The sequence below is a fragment of the Cellulosimicrobium sp. SL-1 genome (genome assembly GCF_011033075.1).
GTDB lineage: Bacteria > Actinomycetota > Actinomycetes > Actinomycetales > Cellulomonadaceae > Cellulosimicrobium > Cellulosimicrobium funkei.
The window spans coordinates 64,072-86,934 of sequence record NZ_JAACJC010000002.1 but is presented as its reverse complement, the minus strand read 5'-3'; the positions used below and the strand labels follow the sequence as shown (position 1 = coordinate 86,934).

General features: G+C 74.5%; 18 protein-coding genes. 15 read left to right on the top strand and 3 right to left on the bottom strand.

Annotation, left to right across the window (positions count from 1 at the left end; genetic code table 11):
- Window positions 1-17 precede the first annotated feature (17 nt).
- The 7 genes from GWJ10_RS03015 (at window position 18) to GWJ10_RS02985 (ending at window position 7,705) form a co-directional block, all read left to right on the top strand.
- Entirely contained in the window at window positions 18-1,169 is a 1,152-nt protein-coding gene (locus GWJ10_RS03015) for a crosslink repair DNA glycosylase YcaQ family protein (protein ID WP_163185019.1), read from the top strand.
- A gap of 126 nt (window positions 1,170-1,295) precedes the next feature.
- Entirely contained in the window at window positions 1,296-2,588 is a 1,293-nt protein-coding gene (locus tag GWJ10_RS03010; RefSeq protein WP_163185016.1) for an FAD-binding protein, read from the top strand.
- A 128-nt stretch (window positions 2,589-2,716) separates the two neighbouring features.
- The gene (locus tag GWJ10_RS03005) at window positions 2,717-4,363 is read left to right on the top strand and encodes a sodium-dependent transporter (protein WP_163185013.1); all 1,647 of its coding nucleotides are present in this window, start codon (window positions 2,717-2,719) and stop codon (window positions 4,361-4,363) included.
- Window positions 4,360-4,527 (top strand): methionine/alanine import family NSS transporter small subunit, encoded by a 168-nt coding sequence (locus GWJ10_RS03000; RefSeq protein ID WP_076404313.1) that lies wholly within the window; start codon window positions 4,360-4,362, stop codon window positions 4,525-4,527. Before GWJ10_RS03005 ends, GWJ10_RS03000 begins: the two co-directional genes overlap by 4 nt.
- A gap of 236 nt (window positions 4,528-4,763) precedes the next feature.
- On the top strand, window positions 4,764-5,714 hold the full coding sequence (locus tag GWJ10_RS02995) for an ABC transporter substrate-binding protein (RefSeq protein WP_061267903.1): 951 nt from the start codon (window positions 4,764-4,766) through the stop codon (window positions 5,712-5,714).
- Window positions 5,715-5,858: 144 nt separating this feature from the next.
- Entirely contained in the window at window positions 5,859-6,866 is a 1,008-nt protein-coding gene (locus tag GWJ10_RS02990; protein ID WP_061267902.1) for an amino acid ABC transporter permease, read from the top strand.
- Between the two features lie 74 nt (window positions 6,867-6,940).
- Complete coding sequence (locus GWJ10_RS02985) at window positions 6,941-7,705, top strand: amino acid ABC transporter ATP-binding protein (protein ID WP_076404612.1); 765 nt, start codon at window positions 6,941-6,943, stop codon at window positions 7,703-7,705.
- Between the two features lie 97 nt (window positions 7,706-7,802).
- Here GWJ10_RS02985 and GWJ10_RS02980 read toward each other — a convergent pair whose 3' ends face one another.
- Both GWJ10_RS02980 and GWJ10_RS02975 read right to left on the bottom strand, forming a co-directional pair.
- Window positions 7,803-8,015 carry a hypothetical protein gene (locus GWJ10_RS02980; RefSeq protein WP_143311064.1) on the bottom strand — a complete coding sequence of 71 codons (213 nt, stop codon included), beginning with the start codon at window positions 8,013-8,015 and terminating at the stop codon, window positions 7,803-7,805.
- An 82-nt stretch (window positions 8,016-8,097) separates the two neighbouring features.
- Window positions 8,098-9,120 (bottom strand): hypothetical protein, encoded by a 1,023-nt coding sequence (locus GWJ10_RS02975; RefSeq protein ID WP_163185010.1) that lies wholly within the window; start codon window positions 9,118-9,120, stop codon window positions 8,098-8,100.
- Window positions 9,121-9,499: 379 nt separating this feature from the next.
- Here GWJ10_RS02975 and GWJ10_RS02970 point away from each other — a divergent pair, with 379 nt between their 5' ends.
- Together GWJ10_RS02970 and GWJ10_RS02965 are read left to right on the top strand one after the other, a co-directional pair.
- Entirely contained in the window at window positions 9,500-13,285 is a 3,786-nt protein-coding gene (locus GWJ10_RS02970; protein WP_241005643.1) for a TM0106 family RecB-like putative nuclease, read from the top strand.
- Window positions 13,286-13,479: 194 nt separating this feature from the next.
- Window positions 13,480-14,250: a hypothetical protein gene (locus GWJ10_RS02965; RefSeq protein ID WP_163185007.1), complete on the top strand. Its 771-nt coding sequence runs from the start codon at window positions 13,480-13,482 to the stop codon at window positions 14,248-14,250.
- Between the two features lie 212 nt (window positions 14,251-14,462).
- Here the strand turns inward: GWJ10_RS02965 and GWJ10_RS02960 are convergent, their stop codons facing one another.
- Window positions 14,463-14,666 carry a cold-shock protein gene (locus GWJ10_RS02960; protein WP_009861351.1) on the bottom strand — a complete coding sequence of 68 codons (204 nt, stop codon included), beginning with the start codon at window positions 14,664-14,666 and terminating at the stop codon, window positions 14,463-14,465.
- A gap of 652 nt (window positions 14,667-15,318) precedes the next feature.
- Between GWJ10_RS02960 and GWJ10_RS02955 the strand changes: the two genes are divergently transcribed.
- The 6 genes from GWJ10_RS02955 to GWJ10_RS02930 all read left to right on the top strand — a co-directional run bounded on the left by GWJ10_RS02955 (window position 15,319) and on the right by GWJ10_RS02930 (window position 22,851).
- On the top strand, window positions 15,319-16,575 hold the full coding sequence (locus GWJ10_RS02955; protein WP_031315662.1) for a branched-chain amino acid ABC transporter substrate-binding protein: 1,257 nt from the start codon (window positions 15,319-15,321) through the stop codon (window positions 16,573-16,575).
- 114 nt (window positions 16,576-16,689) lie between these two features.
- The gene (locus tag GWJ10_RS02950; protein WP_043657230.1) at window positions 16,690-17,748 is read left to right on the top strand and encodes a branched-chain amino acid ABC transporter permease; all 1,059 of its coding nucleotides are present in this window, start codon (window positions 16,690-16,692) and stop codon (window positions 17,746-17,748) included.
- Window positions 17,745-19,130 carry a branched-chain amino acid ABC transporter permease gene (locus tag GWJ10_RS02945; RefSeq protein WP_206158317.1) on the top strand — a complete coding sequence of 462 codons (1,386 nt, stop codon included), beginning with the start codon at window positions 17,745-17,747 and terminating at the stop codon, window positions 19,128-19,130. The genes GWJ10_RS02950 and GWJ10_RS02945 overlap by 4 nt, the downstream gene beginning before the upstream one ends.
- 185 nt (window positions 19,131-19,315) lie before the next feature.
- A complete protein-coding gene (locus tag GWJ10_RS02940) occupies window positions 19,316-20,191 on the top strand; it encodes an ABC transporter ATP-binding protein (protein ID WP_228087591.1) in 876 nt (291 codons plus the stop codon).
- The gene (locus GWJ10_RS02935) at window positions 20,178-20,897 is read left to right on the top strand and encodes an ABC transporter ATP-binding protein (RefSeq protein ID WP_074803624.1); all 720 of its coding nucleotides are present in this window, start codon (window positions 20,178-20,180) and stop codon (window positions 20,895-20,897) included. The genes GWJ10_RS02940 and GWJ10_RS02935 overlap by 14 nt, the downstream gene beginning before the upstream one ends.
- Window positions 20,898-21,000: 103 nt before the next feature.
- A complete protein-coding gene (locus GWJ10_RS02930; protein ID WP_163185001.1) occupies window positions 21,001-22,851 on the top strand; it encodes a PQQ-binding-like beta-propeller repeat protein in 1,851 nt (616 codons plus the stop codon).
- Window positions 22,852-22,863: the final 12 nt, after the last annotated feature.

The following is a 22,863-nucleotide window of genomic DNA, read 5'->3' as shown; positions in this document are numbered from 1 at the left end:
GTGACCGGGGCGGGGTCGTGAGCACCGGGGCGGTCGACGGGCGCCGCGTCCTCGCGGCGCGCCTCGCCGCGCAGCGGCTCCGCTCGCCCGACCTGCCTGACGTGCCGACCGCCGTCGGGCACCACGTCGCGGTGCAGGGCCAGGAGTTCCACCCCGCCCTGTGGGGCCTCACGCGGCGGCTGCGCGCGGACGCGCGGCCGGGTGCGGCGGGCGCGGTCGCCGCGTGCGACCGCGGGGAGGTGCTGCGCACGCACGTGCTGCGGCCCACGTGGCACCTCGTCCGGCCCGACGACGCGCGCTGGCTCCTCGAGCTCAGCGCGCCCCGCGTCCACCAGGCGAACGGGACGCTGTACCGGCAGGTGGGGACCGCCGGGCACGGGGCGGAGACCGACCTCGTCGTCGAGGCCGTGCAGGAGCGGCCCCGCACGCGCCGCGAGCTCGCGGGACTGCTCGCCGCGCACGGCCGCCCGCTCGAGGGCATCGCGCTCGGCTACGTGCTCATGCGCGCCGAGCTCGACCGGCTGCTGGTCAGCGGGCCGCTCGACGGCCGGCAGCAGACGTACGCCCCGTTCGACGACCGCGTCCCGCCCGGCTACGGGCCGCTCGGCGAGCGGTTCGACCGGGACGCCGCGCTCGTCGAGCTGCTGCGCCGCTACCTCGCGAGCCGCGCGTACGCGACGGTCAAGGACGTCGCCCAGTGGTCGGGTTTCACGCTGACGGACGTGCGGCGCGCGCTCGACCTGCTCGACGACCAGGTCGTGGCGGTGCCCGGGGCGGGTGCGCTCGACGGGCTGACGCTCTGGCGGCTCGCGGACCCCGGCGACCGGGTGCTCGACCCCGCACCGTTCGTCGGTGCGCTCGCGCCCGACGGCGACCCCGCCCGGCCGGTCGTCGACCTGCTGCAGAGCTACGACGAGCTCTTCCAGTCCTTCGGCGAGTCGCGCAGGGTCGTCGTGGCCGACGGCGTCGACCTCGGCGACCGGCTCGGGTCCTTCATCCATGCCGTCGCGGTCGACGGCGTCGTCGTCGGGCGGTGGCGCTGGGTCGTCGGGACGCGCGACGTCGTCGTCGAGCCGCAGTGGCGCCGCGCGCCGTCGCTCGCGGAGGAGGAGGCGTTCGCCGCCCAGGTGGACGCGGTCCGCACCCACTGGGGCACGCTCCTCGCGTGACGAGCCGCCGAGCACGGGATCCGCGACCGGATCGGCCCCGAGACGGTCGCCGACCCCGTGCTCGGGGTGGTGAGACCGGGGGCGGGGGATGGGTGGTCTGGGAGGGGGAGTGGCAGGGTGGAGGGCGTGACGGACTTTGGCGCTCCGCGTCTCGCTAACTGGGCCGGGAACCTCACCTACGGGTCCTCCGGGGTGGCGCACCCCGCGAACCCGGAGGAGCTGGCCGACGTCGTGCGGCGGTCGGCGCGCGTCAAGGCCCTGGGGTCGCGGCACTCGTTCGGGGACGTCGCGGACACGACGGGCACGCACGTCGTCCTCGACCGGTACGACGACGGCCGCGCGCCCGTCGAGGTCGACCCGGCCTCGGGCGTGGTGTCGGTCGCGGCAGGCCTGCGGTACGGCGACGTGACGCGGCACGTCCAGGCGGCGGGCCGGGCGCTCGCGAACCTCGCGTCGCTCCCGCACATCTCGGTCGCGGGGTCGGTCGCGACGGCGACCCACGGCTCGGGCGACGTGGTGGGCTCGCTGGCGAGCGCCGTCGTCGGGATGGAGCTCGTCACCGGCGACGGCGAGCGCCGGACGCTGCGGCGCGGCGACGCGGACCTCCCCGGCGCGGTCGTGGCGCTCGGGGCGCTGGGCGTCGTGACGCGCGTCGAGCTGGAGACGGTCCCGACGTTCGACGTGCGCCAGGACGTGCACGTCGGGCTGCCGTGGGACGCGGTGACGGCGCACTACGACGAGATCACCGCGTCGGCGTACTCGGTGAGCCTCTTCACGGACTGGGGGCCCGACGGCGTCCAGCAGGTCTGGCGCAAGTCCCGCCTCGCGCCGGGGGAGGCCGGCGCGGCGCGGGCGGACCTCTTCGGTGCGACACCCGCCACGACGATGCTGCACCCCCTGCCCGGCATCGACCCCGTGCACTGCACGCCCCAGCTCGGCGCGCCCGGCCCGTGGAACGAGCGGCTGCCGCACTTCCGGCTCGACTTCACGCCGAGCAACGGCGCCGAGCTGCAGTCGGAGTACCTCGTGCCGCGCGCCCGGGCCCAGGAGACGTTCGCCGCGATGCGCGACCTCGGCCCGCGCGTCGCCCCGCTGCTCCAGGTGGGGGAGATCCGCACCGTCGCACCCGACCCCGAGCCGCTGTGGCTCAGCCCGTTCGACGGCCCGACCGTCGGCGTGCACCTCACGTGGAAGCCCCTGCCCGACGACGTCGCGCGCGTCCTGCCCGACGTCGAGGCCGCGCTGCTCCCGCTGGGCGCGCGCCCGCACTGGGGCAAGCTATCGCACGCGCTCGTCCACGACCCGGGCACCGTCGCGGCGCTCTACCCGCGCGTCGACGACTTCGGCGCGCTCGCGCAGCGCTACGACCCGCAGAGCCGCTTCCTCGGCGGGTACGTCGAGCGTCTGCTCGCGGGCTGAGCACCGCCGTCGGCTCGCACGGTGCCCGACCGGTCGTTACGGTCGTCCGAGCACCGAGAGGCTCGCCGCCGCGCCGACCCGCGCGGCGCCCGCGCGGGCACGGCACGACAGAGGTACCGAGGAGAACTGTGGCAGCGACCGGCACGGCGGGCGGGGAGCCCGCGACGCAGCAGCCGCGCGAGGAGTGGACCGGGCAGGTCGGCTTCATCATCGCGGCCATCGGCTCGGCGGTCGGGCTGGGGAACATCTGGCGGTTCCCCGGCGTGGCGTACGAGAACGGGGGCGGGGCGTTCCTCGTGCCGTACCTCGTCGCGCTGCTCACCGCGGGCATCCCCATCCTGTTCCTCGACTACGCGATCGGGCACCGCTTCCGCGGGTCCGCCCCGACGGCGTTCCGGCGGATCGCGCGGTGGCTCGAGGGCCTGGGCTGGTTCCAGGTGATGATCTGCTTCGTCATCGCGCTCTACTACACCGCGGTCATCGCGTGGGCCGTGAGCTTCTTCGTCTTCTCGTTCGACCTGCGCTGGGGCGACGACCCGGCCGCGTTCTTCACGGGCGACTACCTCCGGCTCGCCGACCCGGGCGTGAGCCTCGAGTTCGTGCCGGCGGTGCTCGTGCCGCTCGTCGCGGTCTGGGTCGTGACGATCGTCGTCCTCGCGCTCGGCGTGGCGAAGGGCGTGCAGCGCGCGAACACCGTGTTCCTGCCGCTGCTCGTCGTGGCGTTCGCGGTGCTCGTGGTGCGCTCGCTGTTCCTCGAAGGCGCGGCGGACGGGCTGAACGCGCTGTTCACGCCGGACTGGTCGGCGCTCGGCGACGCCAACGTGTGGATCGCCGCCTACAGCCAGATCTTCTTCTCGCTGTCGATCGCGTTCGGGATCATGGTCACGTACGCGTCCTACCGCCGGCGCCGGTCCAACCTCACGACGCCGGGGCTCGTCGTCGCGTTCTCCAACTCCTCGTTCGAGATCCTCGCCGGCATCGGCGTCTTCGCGACGCTGGGCTTCCTCGCGCACGAGCAGGGGGTCGGCGTGGGGGAGCTCGAGGGCATCAGCGGGCCCATCCTCTCGTTCGTCACGTTCCCCGCGATCGTGTCGCAGATGCCGGGCGGCCCGATCTTCGGTGCGCTGTTCTTCGGGTCCCTCGCCATGGCGGGGTTCACGTCGCTGCTGTCCATCCTCCAGGTCGTGTCCGCGGGGTTCCAGGAGAAGTTCGGCTGGACCCCGCGACAGGCGTCCGTGCGCCTCGGCGTCGTGAGCGCGGTCATCTCCGTCCTGCTGTTCTCCACCACCACCGGCCTCGTCGCCCTCGACACCGCCGACCAGTGGGCCAACAACGTCGGCATCGTGGGGTCCGCCGTGCTCATGTCGGTCCTCGTGCTGTGGGTGCTGCGGCGCGGGCCGGAGCTGCGCTACCACCTCAACGCCGTCTCGACGTTCCGCCTCGGCCCCTGGTGGCAGGTGCTCGTCGCCGTGCTGGCCCCGCTCGTGCTCGGCTACATGCTCGTGTCCAGGATCGTCACGCTCGTCGTCGACGGCTACGAGGGGTACCCCGCCTGGTACCTCGCGCTCGTCGGCTGGGGCGCGATCGCGTTCATGGTGCTCGCCGCCCTGGTGCTCACCGCGATGCGCTGGCGCCGCAGCCCCGACGACTTCGTCCCCTGGCCGCCGTACCCGCCGGGTGACGCCTCTGCGGGGCCGCGCCGTGCGCCGTCGGGCGGTGGGACGGCCGGCCGCACGACTGCCCCGACCGGTGCCGACGGGGAGGAGACCCGATGACCACCTCGGCCGTGATCCTGCTCGTGCTCGCCATCGTCGTCGTGTGGGGCGGGCTGCTCGTCGCGATCCTGCGGCTGCGCGCCCAGCCCGAGCGGGCGGACTACCCGCCCGGGGACGAGGACGACCACCGCGAGGACGAGGCGCCCGCCGCACGCGACACGTAGCCCGCGCCGGTCCGCGCCGAGGGCGGGTGCGGTTCGTCACGGTTAGGCCTCGATGTCCCCGCCGGTTTGGTGAGCGGGGCCGAACGGCCCCACACTCGTGCGCAGGTGCCGCGCACCGCCGGGTCCTCTGTTCCCCGTACGTTCCTCTGCCCTCACGGGCCGGGTGCTGACGTAACACGACGGAGACGATCGGTGTCTACGCTGCCCCTGCCCGGCCCCCACCGATCGGAGACACCATGCGTACGACCCCGCGCAAGCTCCCCCTCACCGGTCTCGTCGCGCTCGCCGCGACGAGCACCCTCCTGCTCGCCGCGTGCACCGACGCGTCCCAGACCGGGACGGACGGCAGCACGTCGGGCTCCGGTGACGAGACGTCGGCGGCGCCGTCGTTCGACCCGTCGACCATCGAGGTCGACGACGCGGCCGCCGCGCTCCTGCCCGAGGACGTCGCCTCCGCGGGGACGCTCGTCGTCGGCTCGAACACCGAGTACGCGCCCGCCGAGTTCATCGACGCGGACGGCAAGACGCCCATCGGGTTCGACATCGACGTCATCAAGGCCGTCGGCGCGACGCTCGGGCTCGACGTCGAGGTCCAGTCGGCCGACTTCCCGGCGATCATCCCCGCGCTCGGCACCAAGTACGACGCCGGGATCTCCTCGTTCACCATCACGGAGGAGCGCATGCAGGAGGCGAACATGATCGCCTTCCTCAACGCGGGCTCCGCCTACGCGGTCGCGTCGGGCAACCCGGACGACATCGACCCCGAGAGCCTGTGCGGCGTGACCGTCGCCGTGCAGACGGGCACGGTCCAGGACGAGGACATCGCCGTGCAGAGCCAGGCGTGCACCGACGCCGGCGAGGAGAAGATCGACATCCTCCAGTACGACTCGCAGTCCGACGCCACGACGAACGTCGCGGGCGGCAAGGCGCAGGTCCTCTACGCCGACTCGCCGGTGATCGGCTACGCCGTCGAGCAGACGGGCGGCCAGCTCGAGCAGCTCGGCGACGTGTTCGACAGCGCGCCGCAGGGCGTCGTCGTCGCGAAGGACGACACGGAGCTCGCCGCCGCGATCCAGGCAGCCCTGCAGTCGCTCATGGACAGCGGCCAGCTCGAGGAGATCCTCGGGGCCTGGGGCAGCGGCGACGCCGCCCTGGAGACGGCCGAGCTCAACCCGTCCGTCGGCTGACGACCCCCTCGCCAGCCCCCGTCCGTCCCGCCGTCCCGCGGGCGCCCACCCGGCGCCCGCGGCCGGCGGCCGGGACGACCGCGCGGACGACGACGACCGCGCGGCCCGGCTCGTCCCCCGAGCCCCGACCCCCCGAGGTGCACCATGACGACCGGTAGCTCCCCCCGCGGCGCCGCCGCCGGACCGGCCGACGACCCGGTCCCCGACCGCATCCACGCCGTCCCCGTCCCGCGGCCCGGGCGGTGGATCTCCGCCGCCCTGCTGCTCGTGCTCGCCGCGATGGCGGCCAACGCCCTGCTGACGAACGAGAAGTTCCGGTGGGACGTCGTCTGGCTGTACTTCCGCGACGTGACGGTCGTGCGCGGCGTGGGCTGGACGCTCGTGCTGACGTTCGGCTCGATGCTCATCGCGATCGTCCTCGCCGTGCTCCTCGCGATCATGCGGCGCTCGGACAACCCCGTCATGCGGTCGGTGAGCTGGGGATACATCTGGTTCTTCCGCGGCACCCCGATCTACACGCAGCTCGTGTTCTGGGGCCTCATCTCGGTGCTGTACCCGCGCCTGAGCCTCGGCATCCCGTTCGGGCCGGAGTTCTTCGAGTTCCGCACGGCGGACCTGTTCACCGCGTTCGTGTGCGCGCTCATCGGGCTCTCGCTCAACGAGGCGGCGTACCTCGCGGAGATCGTGCGCGCGGGCCTCGGGTCGGTCGACCCGGGCCAGACCGAGGCCGCGAAGGCGCTCGGCATGAAGGACGGCAAGATCCTCACGCGCATCGTGCTGCCCCAGGCCATGCGCGTGATCGTGCCGCCCACGGGCAACGAGACCATCTCCATGCTCAAGACGACGTCGCTCGTCCTCGCGGTGCCGTTCACGCTCGACCTGCAGTACTCGACGAACGCGATCGGCAACCGCCTCTTCCTGCCGATCCCGCTGCTCATGGTCGCCGCCATCTGGTACCTGCTCATCACGAGCGTCCTCATGGTCGGCCAGCACTACGTGGAGCGGTACTACGGCCGCGGGTTCGGCACGCAGGCGCCGACGCGGCGCCGCGGGCGCGGCCCGGGCGGGCGCGGCCGCAAGCCGAACCGGCAGGACCTCATCGCCGCGTCCGGCACGACGAAGGACGACCCCTTCCTGGAGGTGACCCCGTGAGCGGGACGCACGACACGGCATCCGCGGCGCCCCGGACCTCCCCGGAGGCGGGCCGCTCCACCGACGCCACCCCGATGGTGCAGGTCGAGGGCCTGCACAAGATGTTCGGCGACCTGCACGTGCTCAAGGGCGTGGACCTCGAGGTCGCGCGCGGCTCGGTGTGCGTCGTGCTCGGCCCGTCGGGCTCGGGCAAGTCGACGCTGCTGCGCTGCGTCAACGAGCTCGAGGAGATCACGGGCGGCCGCGTCCGGGTCGACGGCGAGCTCATGGGCTACCGCGAGGTCACCAAGGACGGCCGCACTCGCCTGCACCGCCTGCACCCCAAGGTCGTGGCGCGGCAGCGCTCGCGCATCGGCATGGTGTTCCAGCGCTTCAACCTGTTCCCGCACATGACGGCGCTCGAGAACGTCGCGGAGGCGCCCGTCCAGGTGCGCGGGCTGAGCAAGGCGCAGGCGCGGGCGCGCGCGTCCGAGCTCCTGGACCGCGTGGGCCTCGCGGACCGCGCCGACCACTACCCGGCGCAGCTCTCCGGCGGCCAGCAGCAGCGCGTGGCCATCGCGCGGGCGCTCGCCATGGATCCCGAGCTCATGCTGTTCGACGAGCCGACGTCGGCCCTCGACCCCGAGCTCGTGGGCGAGGTGCTGGCCGTCATGCGCGACCTCGCGCGGTCCGGCATGACGATGATGGTCGTGACGCACGAGATCGGGTTCGCGCGCGAGGTCGCCGACACCGTGGTCTTCATGGACGACGGCGTCATCGTCGAGCAGGGCAGCCCGGAGCAGGTGCTCGAGGACCCGCAGCACGAGCGCACGCGGTCGTTCCTCGCCCACGTGCTGTAGACGGCGTTCGGCACGGCGAGGGAGCCTCGCGAGACCGGCCCGGCGCCTGGGCGGACCCTCGACGGGTCGACCGCGGGCAGGCGGGTCGGTCTCGCGCTCAGCCGGCGCGGCGGCGGCGCGGGAGCGCGGGCGCCCCGTGCGTGGGCGCGAGGCGAGGCGAGAGCCCCGTAGGGCGGGCGACCGTGACCATCTCCCCGCTGAGCGCCCTGCCGAGGTGCACGAGCGGCAGCATGTTCTCGTGCTCGACCACGAGGGCGTCGTAGATCGGGGTCTCGCTGTCGGGGGTGGGAGAGGAAGATCGCGTCAGCACGCCTCCCACTGTCGGTGAGGGACGTGTGTTCCGCGACCGGAAGCGGTGACGTGTCCGTGAGGCGTTCGTGGAGACCGCCGGGTCACCAGCCCCAGTCGCCCCAGTCCCAGCCGCCCCCGCCGCCGTCCCCCTCGCCGCCGTCGTTCCCGTTCCCGCCGCCGTTCCCGGGCCCGTTCCCCGGACGCTCCTCCTGCTCGCGGTCGTCCTGCTCCTTCTGGCGGTCGTCGAGCTCCTGCGAGCGCTTCGCCGCGTCCTCCTCGGCCTGCGCGACGGCCTCCTCGCGCTCCGTGAGCTGGGCCGTCGCGGCGTCGAGCTCGGCACGCTGGGCGTCGAGGTCGGCCCGCTCGGACTCGAGCTGCTCGCGCTCCGCCGTGACCTCGCTCTGCACGCGCTGCGCCTCGGCCCGCTCGCGCTGCGCCTCGCCCTGCGCCGAGAGCGTGAGGCCGATGCCGACGAGCAGGCCGGCCGCGACGCCCGCGAGGCCGACCGCCGTCGGGACGAGCCAGCGCCGCCCCCGCTCCGGCGCGTGGTCGCCGTCGTCGTCGGCCGCGGGCAGGGCGAGCGGCCCCACCGGGACGACGCCGGAGCGCCCGGCCCGGGCCGGGACCGCCGGGGCTGCACCCGGGGTGGCGGACGGCGTCGGGCGGGCGGTGGGGACAGGCGTCGCCGGGCGGGCGGCCGGGACGGGGACGGGCGACGGGCGCGCGGCCGGGTCGTCGAGCATCCCGCCGAGCGCGGGGAGGATCATCGTCGAGCTCGCCACGGGGTGGTCCTCCACGGCGCCCCGGGTCGGCGGGGCGGCCGGGACGGCGGCCGCGACGCGCGTCGGGTCGGCCTCGGGGCCGACCGCCGGGGTCGCGCCCGACGAGCGGGCGCGCAACGACCGTCGGGTCGGCGCGCCGGACCCGACGGGCAGCGGCTCGGTGCTGTGCAGGACGGGCGCCTCTGGGGGCGGCACGGGCCCGGGCGCGGGGGCGGCGTCGTCGGCCCAGAACACCCACCCGGGCGGGGGCGGCGGCCAGGACGGGTCCGGGTGCCACTCGGTCGTCGGGGTGAAGCCCGCGGGCACGGGCCACCCCGGCGGCGGTACGAAGCGCACGGCCATGGGTCCTCCTTCGGTGGCGCCCGCCGCGCGGGGGCGGGGGCGCCGGGAGCCGCGGGGCTCCCGGTCCGGCGCGGACGTGCCGCGGCGACGTCCGACGACGACGTCCGGGCGGGACGTCCGACGGGAACAGTAGGGGAGCCCTGGCCGTCGGCACGAATCGCCTCATCCCGGGCACGGGTCGGTCGGGGATGCGTGATGGGGACGCGGAGGACGGCGGGCGGTCCTGGGTGCTCAGCGGGTGGTCGGTGGGCGCGGCGGGCGGAGGGGCCGGTGCGGGTGGGTGGCGCCGACGCGTGGGTGGCCGCTGGTAGAACGGACGCAGACCGACGGACGGTCGGCGGCGACGGCCGTCGGCGGCCGTCCCGAACCGGAGGTGTGCGTGTTCCTCGTCGACGAGCCGGTGCTGCGGGCCGCGACCGTGGCCGACCGGGCCGGTGCCGGCGCGGCGCCACCCCGCGAGCAGGCGCTCGTGCTGTCGGCGAGCGACCTCGTCGTCGCCGCAGACTGCGAGTACCGGCTCCTGTGCCGGCTCGACGAGCAGCTCGGGCGGGCGCCCCGCCGCGACGAGGGCGACGACGCGATGCTGGCCCGCACGGCCGAGCTCGGCGCCCGGCACGAGCGCGCGGTGCTCGCGGGCTACGAGGCCGAGCACGGGCCGTTCGACCCGGCGACCGGCCGCGGCGTCGTGCACGTCGAGCCGCCGCGCGGCACCTCGTGGGACGAGCTCGTCGCCGCACAGGCGCGCACGCTCGCCGCGGTCGAGGCGGGGGCGGACGTCGTGCACCAGGCCGCCTTCTTCGACGGCGCGTTCCACGGCCGGGCCGACTTCCTCGTGCGCACCGGCACGGACGACGCGGGCGCGGCGCGCTACGCCGTCGTGGACGCCAAGCTCGCGCGCCGCGCCAAGGTCCCCGCCCTGCTCCAGCTCGCGGCCTACGGCGACCAGCTCGTCGCCGCGGGCGTCCCCGTGGACCCGGACGTCTCGCTCGTCCTCGGCACGCGTGAGCGCACGTCGCACCGCCTGGCCGACCTGCTGCCCGTCTACCGGGACCGGCGCGAGCGGCTCGTGCGCCTGACGGCCGAGCACGTCGCGCGGGAGGGGCGCGCCCCGTGGGACGACCCGGCGGTCCGCGCGTGCGGGCGCTGCGCCGACTGCCGCGCCCAGGTGGAGGCGCGCCGGGACGTGCTCCTCGTCGGTGGCGTGTACGAGTCGCAGCGCGCGGCCCTGCACGCGGCGGGGATCCGGACGATCGACGAGCTCGCCGCCGCGACCGACGAGACGCCGGTCCCGGCCGGGATGAGCCGGTCGACCTTCGCGCGCGTGCGACGCCAGGCCGCGCTCCAGCTCGGCACCGGCCCGTCCGACGGCACGGTCGTGTGGGCCGACGCGTCCGGGCCGCACGAGCTGTCGTGGCGCATCGACGACCCGGCGCCCGTGCTCGCCCTGCCGGAGCCCAGGCCGGGCGACCTCTTCTTCGACTTCGAGGGCGACCCGCTGTGGACGGACGCCGGCGGCACGAGCTGGGGGATCGACTACCTGTTCGGGTGGGTCGAGCGCCCGGCGACGCCCGAGGGCCGGCCACCGTTCCACGCCCTGTGGGCGCACGACCTCGCGGCGGAGCGGGACGCGCTCGTCGCGTTCGTCGACCACGTCAACGCGCGCCGCCGTGTCCACCCCGACCTGCACGTCTACCACTACGCCGACTACGAGCGCGCGCACCTGCTCGCGATCGCCGCGCGGCACGGCGTCTACGAGGAGGAGGTCGACGACCTCCTGCGCGACGGCGTCCTCGTCGACCTGTACGCCGTCGTGCGGCAGGCGCTGCACGTGTCCGACCGCTCGCGGTCCATCAAGAAGCTCGAGCCGCTCTACATGGGCGACGAGCTGCGCACCGGCGACGTGACCACGGGCGCCGCGTCCGTCGTCGCGTACGCCGAGTACACCGCCCTGCGCGACGCGGGCCGCAGCGAGGAGGCGGCCGAGCTCCTGCAGGGGATCGCGGACTACAACCGGTACGACTGCGTGTCGACGCTGCGCCTCGCCGCGTGGCTGCGCGAGGCGGCCGCGGGGGTCGCGGACCGTGACGTCACCGGGGATACCGCGGCCACGGCTACGGCCACCGGCACGGCCGCCACGAGCGTCGGCGCCACCACCGTCGCGGCTGCCACGACCGGTGGGGTCGACGAGACCGGGGCCGGGGAGCGCGAGCGGTCCTCCGCGGTGCTGCTGGAGGAGGAGATCCGGCAGGCCGTCGGTGAGGACCGCGCACGGCGCACCGCGGACGAGCAGGCGCTCGCGATGTACGGGGCGGCGGCCGGGTACCACCGGCGCGAGGCCAAGCCGTTCTGGCACGAGCACTACTCCCGCCTCGCGCTCCCGCCCGACGAGTGGCTGGGGCGGCGGAACGCGTTCCTCGTCGAGCAGGCCGAGGTCGTCTCGGGGTGGGAGGTCGAGCCGGGACGGCGCACGTGGTCCCGGCGCCTCGAGCTCGTCGGACGGCTGCCCGAGGGCAGCGACCTGCGCGTGGGCGTCGCCCCGTTCGTGCTCTACGACCCGCCCCTGCCGCCGTGCGCTCGCACGGCCGTCGACGGCGTGCGGGGCTGGCTCACCGGCGGGGCGATCCTCGACGCCGGGCGCCGCACGACGCCGGCGGGCGAGCGCGACGTGCTCGTCGTGCGCGAGCAGCTCCCGACGAGCGCGGAACCGTTCGACGCGACCCCGGTCGCGCTCACCCCGTCGCCCGGGCCGGGCACGAAGCCGCTCGAGGCCGCCACCGAGGAGGCCGCGCGCCGCGCCCTCGCCACGTGGCGGGCCACGGGCTCGCTCCCGCGGGACGCCGCGACCGACCTGCTGCTGCGCCGGTCGCCGCGCCTCGTGCCCGCCGGTCCGGCCGCACCCCACGTCGCTCCGGACGGAGCCGCCGCAGCCGACGGCGCGGGCAACGTGACGGGCGGCGTGCTGCCGCCCGTCGCGGACGATGTCGTCGACGCGGTCACGGCGGCCGTCGAGCGGCTCGACGACTCGTACCTCGCCGTGCAGGGCCCTCCCGGGACGGGCAAGACGTACGTCGGCGCGCGGGTCGTGGCGCGGCTCGTCGCGCAGGGGTGGCGCGTCGGCGTCGTCGCGCAGTCCCACGCCGTGGTCGAGAACCTGCTGCGTGCGGTCGTGCTCGGCGCGGGCGTGCCGCGCGAGCTCGTCGCGAAGAAGCTCGCGGCGGACGGGCCGTCGCCGCGCGCCGTGTACGCCGAGCTCGACGGCGCCCACCTCGCCGCGTTCGCGACCGAGCCAGGCCCGCGGGTCGTCGGCGGCACCGCGTGGGACTTCGCCGCCGAACGGCTGCCCGCGGGCACGCTCGACCTGCTCGTCGTCGACGAGGCGGGGCAGTTCTCGCTCGCGAGCACGGTCGCGGTCGCACGGGCGGCCCGCCGCCTGCTCCTGCTCGGCGACCCGCAGCAGCTCCCACAGGTCAGCCAGGGCCGTCACCCGGAGCCCGTCGACCGCTCGGCGCTCGCCTGGCTCGCCGACGGCCACGGGGTGCTGCCCCCCGAGCGCGGGTACTTCCTCGCCACCACGTGGCGCCTGCACCCGGACCTCGCCGCGGCGGTCTCGACGCTCTCGTACGAGGACCGGCTGCGGGCGCACCCGCTCGCCGCGGCCCACCGCCTCGACGGCGTCGCGCCCGGCGTGCGGCAGGTGCTCGTGGAGCACGCGGGCAGCACCGTGCGCTCGACGGAGGAGGCGGCCGAGGTCGTGCGCCAGGTCGCGGACGTCCTCGGCCGGTCCTGGACGACGACGGTCGACGGCGTCGCGCACGAGCGTCCGCTCGGGCAGGGCGACGTGCTCGTCGTCGCCCCGTACAACGCGCAGGTGTGGGCGGTGCGTGGTGCCCTGCGCGACGCGGGCTACCCGGACGTCGAGGTCGGGACGGTCGACCGGTTCCAGGGCAAGGAGGCTCCGGTCGTCATCCTCACGCTCGCGGCGTCGTCCGGGCACGAGGCGTCGCGCGGGCTCGGGTTCCTGCTCTCCCGGAACCGCCTCAACGTCGCGGTGTCGCGCGCGCAGTGGAGCGCGGTCGTCGTGCGCTCGCCCGGTCTCACCGACACGCTTCCCCGCTCGGCCCGCGGTCTGGAGGAGCTCGGCGCGTTCCTCGCCCTCACGTCTTGATGGGCGACGCCCGGCCGCCTGACGGGCGACGCCCGGCCGCGGGAGCCACCTGAACCGCTCGGCGGAACCTCCGACCGGACGCACCCGCCGGAACCGCGCGCCGGTGCGCGTCGTTGGTCGGGGAGTGAGCCGTACCCGGCCACGACCCTGGCGCGAGCGCACCGCTCGGCGCCCCCACCCCCGGAGGACGACCCATGGGATTCCTGGACCGGCTCCTCGGCCGCGAGCCGCGAGACCACGGCGGCGCGCCGCAGCACACGGGCCCCTACGGCGCCCAGCCCCCGACGCAGCCCGCGAACCCCTACCCGACGCAGTACCCGGCCCAGCAGCCCGCGTACGGCAGCGCCCCGCAGGACGCCCGGCCCGCGGCCGGGCAGCGCACGCCCGACCAGGTGGCGATCGACCGCTACCGCTACCTGCTGCGCACCGCCCCGCCGGACGCCGTCGAGCAGGCGCACGCCGAGGCCTTCGCGCGGCTCACGCCGGAGCAGCGCCGGCAGGTGCTCGCCGAGCTCGGCGAGCAGGTCCCGGCGGGCGAGCGGGCGACGTCGGACGCCCCGCAGGACCTCGCACGCCTGGCGACGCGGGCCGAGATGCGGCAGCCCGGGACGCTGGAGCGCACCTTCGCGGGCCGGGGCCAGGCGGGCCCCGGGTTCGGCGCGATGGTCGGGTCGAGCCTGCTGGGCACGATCGCGGGCGTCGTCATCGGGTCCGCGGTCGCGAACGCGCTGTTCGGGCCCGCGTTCGCCGACCCGAGCCAGCCCGTGGCCGAGGACGCGGCCGCCGAGGACCCGGGCGCGGGCGAGGACCCGGGTGCCGCCGAGGGCGGCGCTGACGGCGGCGCCGTCGAGGCGTCGGGCGGGGACCCCGCGGGCGGTGCCGACGGCGGCTTCGACGGCGGCGGCTTCGGCGGCGGTTTCGACGGCGGCGGCTTCGACGACTTCGGCGGCTTCGGCGAGTTCTGAGGCTGCCCGCCCTCGGCGTCGCCCGACCTCGCCCCGCGTTGAGTGCATGAAACAGTCGCCCTCGAATCGGTTCGGGCGCGACTGTTTCATGCACTCAGCGTCTGGCCCGTCGCGTCGCGTCGCCCGGAACGCACGAGTGCCCCCGACCGGAGGGTCGGGGGCACTCGAGGAACGATCGATCGGTGCGGCGAGCCGCTACCGAGGAGATCGGGTCAGACGGGGCGGATGTTCTCCGCCTGCGGGCCCTTCGGGCCCTGCGTCACGTCGAACTCGACGCGCTGGTTCTCCTCCAGCGTGCGGAAGCCCTGCGACTGGATCGCGGAGTAGTGCGCGAACACGTCGGCCGAGCCGTCCTCGGGGGCGATGAAGCCGTAGCCCTTCTCGCTGTTGAACCACTTCACGGTTCCGGTAGCCATTGTTACTCCTTCAAGAGTGTGGAAACACCCCCCGCGGGCGCAGGGGAGTACATCACGGTGTTCGTCGTCAACTCTTGGGTAACAAGGTCCGCCGGGCACCCGCCGGGTGGCGGTCACGTCGACGCGAGGACAAGCGAGGCACTGCAATCTCGGAGACAACCGTACATGGTAGGCCCCCTCTTGGCCATGGGTTGCCGCGAGCTGTTGTGCCGACCCCCGCGGCATCCGCGGTGGCAGGTGCAGGGAGCGCGCGTGGAGGCGCCCGGGAGGTCCCCGGGCACTCCCCGTGAGGTGCCCGGAGAGCGTCGCCGGGGAGCGCGTCGGGGGCTCAGAACGGGACGTTCGTACCGTTCACGGAACGAAACGAGACCCTTGCGTTACGAGTCGGTAACAACTCCCTGCGTCCCACGAAACCCGATCCGCCTACGTTCGCGTCACCCAGGAACGCGGAGGCGCCCCCTCCCGCGGATTCGTGGGTCCGGAGCCCTCCGAGATGCCGCAGAGGGCTCCGGACGGCGCGACCGCGGGGAGGTTTCGTCCCCGGGTGACCTGTGTCACTATTCAGCACGCAATTCAGTGTTGAATTCAGCGATCGACCGCGGAGAGAGGCGGCTTGGCTGCCTCCGCGGGGATCAGGACCACGGAGGTTGGCATGCATCGCACAGCACGACGGGCGAGCGGGGGTGCCGCCCTGCTCCTCGCGGCCACCCTCGTCCTCACCGCCTGCGGTCCCCAGTCCCAGGGCGGCGGCGACGACGAGACGACCGGGACGTCGACCGAGACCGACGACGGCGGCGGCTCGGCCGACCTGAGCATCGTCCCGTCGGTCCAGATCGACATCGACGGCGCCGAGGTCGAGGCGACCGCGGCCGGCAACCCGGTCGACCCCGCCGGTGACGGCAGCGCCGAGTGCGCCGAGGGCACCTCGATCGCGGTCGCCGGAGCTCTCACGGGCCCGAACGCCGCGCTCGGCCTCAACATCCAGTACGGCGCCCAGGTCGCGGTGGACGCGTTCAACGAGGCGAACCCGGGCTGCCAGGTCACGCTCAAGCCGTTCGACACCGAGGGCGACCCGCAGAAGGCGACCCAGGTCGCGCCGCAGATCGTCGGCGACGCGAGCGTGCTCGGTCTGCTCGGCCCCGCGTTCTCGGGCGAGACGGCCGCCACGGGCGACGTGTTCAACCAGGCGGGCCTGCTGTCGCTCACGGCGTCGGCGACCAACCCCGACCTCACGAAGAACGGCTGGACGAACTTCTTCCGCGGTCTCGCCAACGACGCCGTCCAGGGCCCGTCGGTCGCGAAGTACCTCGTCAACACGAAGGACTTCGGCAGCGTCTGCGTCGTCTCCGACAACTCGGACTACGGCATCGGCCTCGCCCAGCAGATCACCGAGGGCCTGGGCGACGCCGCGAACGAGGACTGCGCCGCCGAGGTGAAGACCGGCGACAAGGACTTCTCGGCCGCCGTCCAGATCATCTCCGGCGCCGACGCGGACGCCGTCTTCTACGCCGGCTACTACGCGGAGGCCGCGCCGTTCGTGCAGGGCCTGCGCGACGGCGGCGTCGACATCCCGTTCGTCTCGGCGGACGGCACGAACGACCCGCAGTTCGTCTCGCAGGCGGGCGCCGCGTCGAAGGGCGCGATCCTCTCCTGCCCGTGCGGCCCGGCCCCGGAGGACTTCGCGGCCACCTACGAGGAGACGAACGGCCAGGCGCCGGGCGTGTACTCGGTCGAGGGCTACGACCTCGCGACGATCATGCTCACGGGCATCGCCTCGGGCGTGACCGACCGTGCGGGCCTGATCGACTACGTGGCGAACTACTCCGGCGAGGGCCTGGCCCGCGCCTACGAGTGGGACGACACGGGCGAGCTCGCCTCCGCGCTCATCTGGATCTACGAGGTCCAGTAGTCCGACGACGACGGGCGCCCCGCCCCGACGTCCCCGCCCCGCGCGGGGACCGGTCGGCGGGGCGCCCGTCGTGGACCACGACCTCGTACCCCAGAGAACGAACCAGGGAGCGTCATGCCCGCTCTTGCTGACGCGCTGATGCACAGCGCGACCGCCGGCCCCCTCGTCCACCAGTCCCTCATCGACTTCAACATCGCGGGCCTCGCCCGGAACTTCTGGGGCCTCACCATCGAAGGCCTCACCTACGGCGCGATCTACGCGCTCGTCGCCGTCGGCTACACGCTCGTCTACGGCGTGCTGCGGCTCATCAACTTCGCCCACTCCGAGGTCTTCATGCTCGGCATGTTCGGGCAGTACGCGACGCTCATGCTGCTCGGCTTCTACCCGAGCGGGAACGCGTACGACAAGGGCATCGCGCTGACGGTGCTCTACCTCGGCATCGCGATGCTCGGCGGGATGCTCGTCGCGGGCGGTGCCGCCGTCGGGCTGGAGCGCGTGGCGTACCGGCCGCTGCGACGGCGCGGCGCACCGGCGCTCGTCTTCCTCATCACCGCGATCGGGATGTCGTTCATCATCCAGGAGTTCGTGCACTTCGTGCTGCCGAAGCTCACGGGCGGCACCCTCGGCGGCGTCAACGCGCAGCAGCCGATCCGGCTCGTCCAGCCCGAGGTGCAGTTCACGATCGGCGGCGCGCCGGTCACGAACATCACGCTCGTCATCATCCTGTCGGCGCTGGTCCTCGCGCTCGCGACCGACATGTTCATCAACCGGACGAAGTTCGGCCGCGGCATCCGCGCCGTCGCGCAGGACCCGGTGACCGCGACCCTCATGGGCGTCTCGCGCGAGCGCGTCATCATGCTGACGTTCCTCATCGGCGGCATCCTCGCCGGTGCGGCCGCGCTGCTCTACACGCTGCGCGTGCCCAACGGGATCATCTACTCCGGCGGCTTCATCCTCGGCATCAAGGCGTTCTGCGCCGCGGTGCTCGGCGGCATCGGCAACCTGCGCGGTGCGCTGCTCGGTGGCCTGCTGCTCGGCGTCATGGAGAACTACGGCCAGGTCGTGTTCGGCACGGAGTGGCGCGACGTGGTCGCGTTCGCGCTCCTCATCATCGTCCTGATGTTCCGCCCGACGGGCATCCTCGGGGAGTCGCTGGGGAGGGCCCGCGCATGAGCACCTCGACACCTGCACCCGCCCCCGCGCCCGACGGCGGTCGCCCCACCGCGATGCCGCCCGCCGGCCGCGTCGCGACGAAGGACCGGCCGCACAGCGGCGTCGGCGACCGGCTGCGCCTGTGGTGGGACGCCCAGGCCCGGCCCACGCAGTGGGCGATCGGCGTGCCGTTCCTCCTCTTCCTGGCGCTCGTGCCGATCCTCAACATCCCGGTGCTCACCACGGTGGGCACCAACTTCGGCGGGGTGATGGCGCAGTTCGGCATGATCGCGCTCATCGCCATCGGCCTCAACGTCGTGGTGGGCCAGGCCGGCCTGCTCGATCTCGGCTACGTCGGCTTCTACGCCATCGGTGCGTACACGGTCGCGATCCTCACGAGCCCCGACAGCCCGTGGAACCAGACCGACGAGTGGCTGTCGAAGGACTGGGCGTGGCTCGCGGCGCTCCCGATCGCGGTCGCGATCACGTCGTTGTCCGGGCTGATCCTCGGCTCGCCGACGCTGCGCCTGCGCGGCGACTACCTCGCCATCGTCACGCTCGGCTTCGGTGAGATCGTCCGCCTCCTCGCGGACAACCTCGACGAGCTGACGGGCGGCGGCCAGGGCCTGCGCGGCGTCGCCTACCCCCGGGTGGGCGTCACGGAGGAGCTGCCCAACGGCGTCTTCTCCGCGGGGAACGCCGCGGGCACGCTCAACTCGGGCGTGTGGTGGTACTGGCTGAGCCTCGTGTTCATCGTCATCTCACTGCTGCTCGTGGGGAACCTGGAGCGCTCGCGCGTCGGGCGCGCCTGGGTCGCGATCCGCGAGGACGAGGACGCGGCCGAGATCATGGGCGTCCCCACGTTCCGCTTCAAGCTGTGGGCGTTCGTCATCGGGGCGTCGATCGGTGGTGTCGCGGGCGCGCTCTACGCCGGGCAGGTCCAGTTCGTCATCCCGACGAACTTCAACGTCATCAACTCCGTGCTCTTCCTGTGCGCCGTCGTGCTCGGCGGCCAGGGGAACAAGCTCGGGGTGATCCTCGGTGCGTTCATCATCGTGTACCTGCCGAACTTCTTCCTCGGCCGCACGGAGCTGTTCGGCATCCCGATCAACGGCAACGAGATCGCGAGCTACCGGTACCTGTTCTTCGGGATCGCGCTGGTCGTGCTCATGATCTTCCGTCCGCAAGGGCTCCTCCCCGTCCGGCAGAAGCTCCTCGCCTACGGGCGCGAGCTCTACGTCGCCGCGCGCCGCGCGGCGCAGGCCGTCACGCGGGGCGGGTCCGACGACGGCGCCCGCCCGGGCTCCCCGGCGGTCGCCACGGCGTCGGGCGGCTCCCGCGCGACGGGCACGACGACCGGGACCGGCGCAGACGGCACCACGACCGGGGAGGAGACCCGATGAGCACCCACGACCCCGGCGGCATCGGCGCGGGCGGCGAGCACGGCGACGAGCACCTCGCGTCGTCGGGCCGCGCCGACTCCTCGCATGCCGACCTGTACATGCCCGGAGCCGTCCTCGAGGAGCCGGCGGTCGTCGACGTCGCGGACGTGCGCCCCGAGCTCGCGAACCCCGAGCTCGTCGACGCGATGGTCGCACCGGACCGCACGGTCCACGCGCGCGTCGGCGAGCCGCTGCTCCAGATGCAGAACGTCACGGTCCAGTTCGGCGGCCTCGTCGCGCTCGACGACGTGACGTTCGACATCCGGCGCGGCGAGATCCTCGGGCTCATCGGCCCGAACGGTGCGGGCAAGACGACCGCGTTCAACGCGATGACGGGCGTCTACCGGCCCACCCAGGGGCAGGTCGTCTTCGACGGCTCCCCGGTGGGCAAGCTCAAGCGCTACCGGATCACGCAGCGCGGCATCGCCCGCACGTTCCAGAACATCCGCCTGTTCAACGAGATGACGGCGCTGGAGAACGTCGTCGTCGGGTCGGACGCGCGGCACCGCACGTCGGTCCCCGGGGCGCTGCTGCGCACGCCGCGGCACCGGCGCGAGGAGCGGGACGCGATCGACCGGGCGCTCGCGCTGCTCGAGTTCGTGGGCGTCGGCGGGCGGGCGACGGAGAAGGCGCGCAACCTCTCGTACGGCGACCAGCGCCGGCTCGAGATCGCGCGGGCCCTGGCGACCGAGCCGAAGCTGCTGTGCCTCGACGAGCCGGCGGCGGGCTTCAACCCGGCGGAGAAGGAGTCCCTCATGGACCTCATCCGCCACATCCGCGACGACGGCTACACCGTGCTGCTCATCGAGCACGACATGCGCCTCGTGCGCGGGGTGACCGACCGGATCGTCGTGCTCGAGTTCGGGCGCGTCATCGCGGACGGCACGCCCGACGAGGTCACGAACGACCCCAAGGTCGTCGCGGCCTACCTCGGCGTGCCCGACGAGGAGCTGGACGGCCCGGACGGCGTCGGGCCCGCGGCCCCCACCACCGAAGGAGGCAGCGGCCATGCCCCTGCTTGAGCTGCAGGACATGACGGTCGCCTACGGGCGCATCGAGGCCGTGCGCGGCATCTCGATCACCGTCGATGAGGGCGAGCTCGTCACCCTCATCGGGGCCAACGGCGCCGGGAAGACCACGACGATGCGCGCCATCTCGGGCATCCGCCCGGTAGCGCGGGGCAAGGTGCTGTTCGACGGCAAGGACATCACGAAGATGAAGGCGCACCTGCGCGTGCTCGAGGGCATCGTGCAGGCGCCCGAGGGCCGCGGCATCTTCCCCGGCATGACGGTCGTCGAGAACCTGGAGATGGGCGCCTACGCGCGCACGTTCGCGTCGAAGGCCGAGCACGACGAGACGGTCGAGCGCGTCTTCGACCTGTTCCCGCGGCTCGCGGAGCGCAAGGAGCAGGTGGGCGGCACCATGTCGGGCGGCGAGCAGCAGATGCTCGCGATCGGGCGCGCGCTCATGGCCCGGCCGCGGCTGCTGCTCCTCGACGAGCCGTCGATGGGGCTCGCGCCCATGGTCATCCAGCAGATCTTCCGCATCGTGTCGGAGATCAACGCGCAGGGGACGACGGTGCTGCTCGTCGAGCAGAACGCGCAGCAGGCGCTGTCGCGCTCGCACCGCGCGTACGTGCTCGAGACGGGCGAGGTCGTGCGCAGCGGCGGCGGGCGCGAGCTGCTCGCGGACTCGAGCATCAAGGAGGCGTACCTCGGCGTCGCGTGACGGGCACGCCGTCCTCGGCCGGACGCGCCGCCGGGCGCGTCCGGCCGGGTCGGGCATGGCCGGGGGCGGTCCGCCGTCGGGCGCGCTGGCCTAGGCTGGCCGCGTGCCGCTCCGACGACGTGACGCCCGGGACCGACTGACCTTCGAGCTGGTCGAGTCCGAGGACGTCGACGCGGACGACGACGCCCTCGGCGGTCCGGGCCCGGTCTCGCCGGGCGGGCCGCGCGGCGTGCCGTCCGGCGCGACGGGGGGCACGACCTGGACGCCGGGCGTGACGGCGGGCGTCCGTGCCGCCCTCGGGGCGACGGACGGTCCCGCGGGACCCGACGGCCCGCCCAGGCGTGCGTCGGTCGACGACGACCCGGCCGAGGACGACCCGGCAGAGAGCGACCCGGCGGAGAGCGACCCGGCCGAAGGCGGACCGCCCCGGCGGGGACGGCCTGCGGCGGTCGTCGCGGGGGTCGCGGCGGGGGTCGCGCTCGTGCTGGGCGGCATGCTCACGGTCGACGCGTGGCAGGGCCGGGCCGACGTGGAGCGGCTGCGGGCCGCGCCCGGCGGCCTGGAGCCGCTGCCCGACGCGCCCGTCGAGCGCTGGACGGCTGACGTCGAGGTCTCGGGCGGGCTCGCGCTCCTGCCCGGGGCGGTCGTGACGGTCGAGGACGGGACCGCCGTCGCCCGCTCGCTCGACGACGGGGCGGAGCGCTGGCGCGTCGACGTCGGCGCCCACGCGTCGTGCGGCGGCCAGCTGCTGTGGTCGCTGCCCTTCGGTGAGCCCGCCTCGACGCTCGTGTGCGTGGCGCCGTCGTCGGACGCCGTCGGACTCGGGGGCGTGACCGACCTGCAGCTCGACCCCGAGACCGGCCGCGTCCTCGCGTCGGACTGGGCGGTCACGGTGCTCGCCGCGGACGGCGAGGTGCTCGGGCGCCGCGACACGACGTCCGCCGGCGGCGCGCCGATCCCCGGGACCGACGGCACGCTCCTCCGGGCCCAGCGCGTCGGCGAGGTCCCCGCGGGCGACGGCGCCGTCGTCGAGCAGGACGTGGCCACCGGGGAGGTCGCCGACCTCCCCCTGGGGCGCCCCGCCGTCGTCCGCGTCGAGGACGCGCTCACGGGCGACACGCGCTGGGAGGCCGACGTGCCGTTCGTCGAAGGGTCAGGACAGTGCGTCGGCTGGACCGAGGCGGACGGGACGGAGACGATCCGGGCGGAGCTCGAGAACCTGTGGGCGGCGACCGAGACGCACCTCGTTCGTGTCGAGGGCTGCGGCGTCACGGCGTGGTTCACGCCGGGCGGCGAGCGCCTCGACGACCAGGAGAACCCGCTGGACGGAGTCGTCGCGCTCGCGGACGGCACGTACTACCGCGACCCGTCGGGGTATGCCTCCACCTGGGGCTCGGCGGCGACCGCACCGCGCGACGCGGCGCGCGCCGTCCTTGCGGCGGACGGCGCCGTGCGCTGGGAGCCGCCCGGCCCGATCCTCGTGCCGCGCTCGAGCGACGGCTCGGACGCGCCGCTCCTCGCCCGGTCCGAGGGGGAGCTCGTCGCGTTCGACGGTGACGGCAGCGAGCTGTGGCGCTCGTCGGAGGTGGTGGCGCCCGAGGCGGTGCTCGTCGCCACGCACGACACGGTCGTCGTGTCCGGGGGTTCCAGCACGGGCTGGATGACCGGGCTCGACGCGACCACGGGGACGGTGCGCTGGTCCCTCGACCGCGAGACGGGCGAGGCCGCGGCCGGCGGGAGCGTCAGCTGGATGGACACCGCCTACACGGACGGGCGGCGCGCGATCCTGCTCGCCTACCAGGACGACGGGCGGACGGACCTTCTCGCGATCGACCTCGCCGACGGTCACGTCGCGTGGTCCGGTGGTGTCGGGCCGGAGGAGGGCTCCTGGCCCGTTCCCCTCCAGGGACGGCTCCTGCGGATCGGGCAGTCGGAGATCGCCCGGCTCGGTTGACGACCGGCCTAC

Bases quoted from the DNA above. Each gene is read 5' to 3' on its own strand.
- GWJ10_RS02995 (WP_061267903.1), top strand. From the start codon at position 4,764: ATGCGTACGACCCCGCGCAAGCTCCCCCTCACCGGTCTCGTCGCGCTC.
- GWJ10_RS03000 (WP_076404313.1), top strand. From the start codon at position 4,360: ATGACCACCTCGGCCGTGATCCTGCTCGTGCTCGCCATCGTCGTCGTG.
- GWJ10_RS02950 (WP_043657230.1), top strand. From the start codon at position 16,690: ATGCCCGCTCTTGCTGACGCGCTGATGCACAGCGCGACCGCCGGCCCC.
- GWJ10_RS02935 (WP_074803624.1), top strand. From the start codon at position 20,178: ATGCCCCTGCTTGAGCTGCAGGACATGACGGTCGCCTACGGGCGCATC.
- GWJ10_RS02955 (WP_031315662.1), top strand. From the start codon at position 15,319: ATGCATCGCACAGCACGACGGGCGAGCGGGGGTGCCGCCCTGCTCCTC.
- GWJ10_RS02975 (WP_163185010.1), bottom strand. From the start codon at position 9,120: ATGGCCGTGCGCTTCGTACCGCCGCCGGGGTGGCCCGTGCCCGCGGGC.
- GWJ10_RS02990 (WP_061267902.1), top strand. From the start codon at position 5,859: ATGACGACCGGTAGCTCCCCCCGCGGCGCCGCCGCCGGACCGGCCGAC.
- GWJ10_RS02945 (WP_206158317.1), top strand. From the start codon at position 17,745: ATGAGCACCTCGACACCTGCACCCGCCCCCGCGCCCGACGGCGGTCGC.
- GWJ10_RS02965 (WP_163185007.1), top strand. From the start codon at position 13,480: ATGGGATTCCTGGACCGGCTCCTCGGCCGCGAGCCGCGAGACCACGGC.
- GWJ10_RS02985 (WP_076404612.1), top strand. From the start codon at position 6,941: ATGGTGCAGGTCGAGGGCCTGCACAAGATGTTCGGCGACCTGCACGTG.
- GWJ10_RS02960 (WP_009861351.1), bottom strand. From the start codon at position 14,666: ATGGCTACCGGAACCGTGAAGTGGTTCAACAGCGAGAAGGGCTACGGC.
- GWJ10_RS02940 (WP_228087591.1), top strand. From the start codon at position 19,316: ATGGTCGCACCGGACCGCACGGTCCACGCGCGCGTCGGCGAGCCGCTG.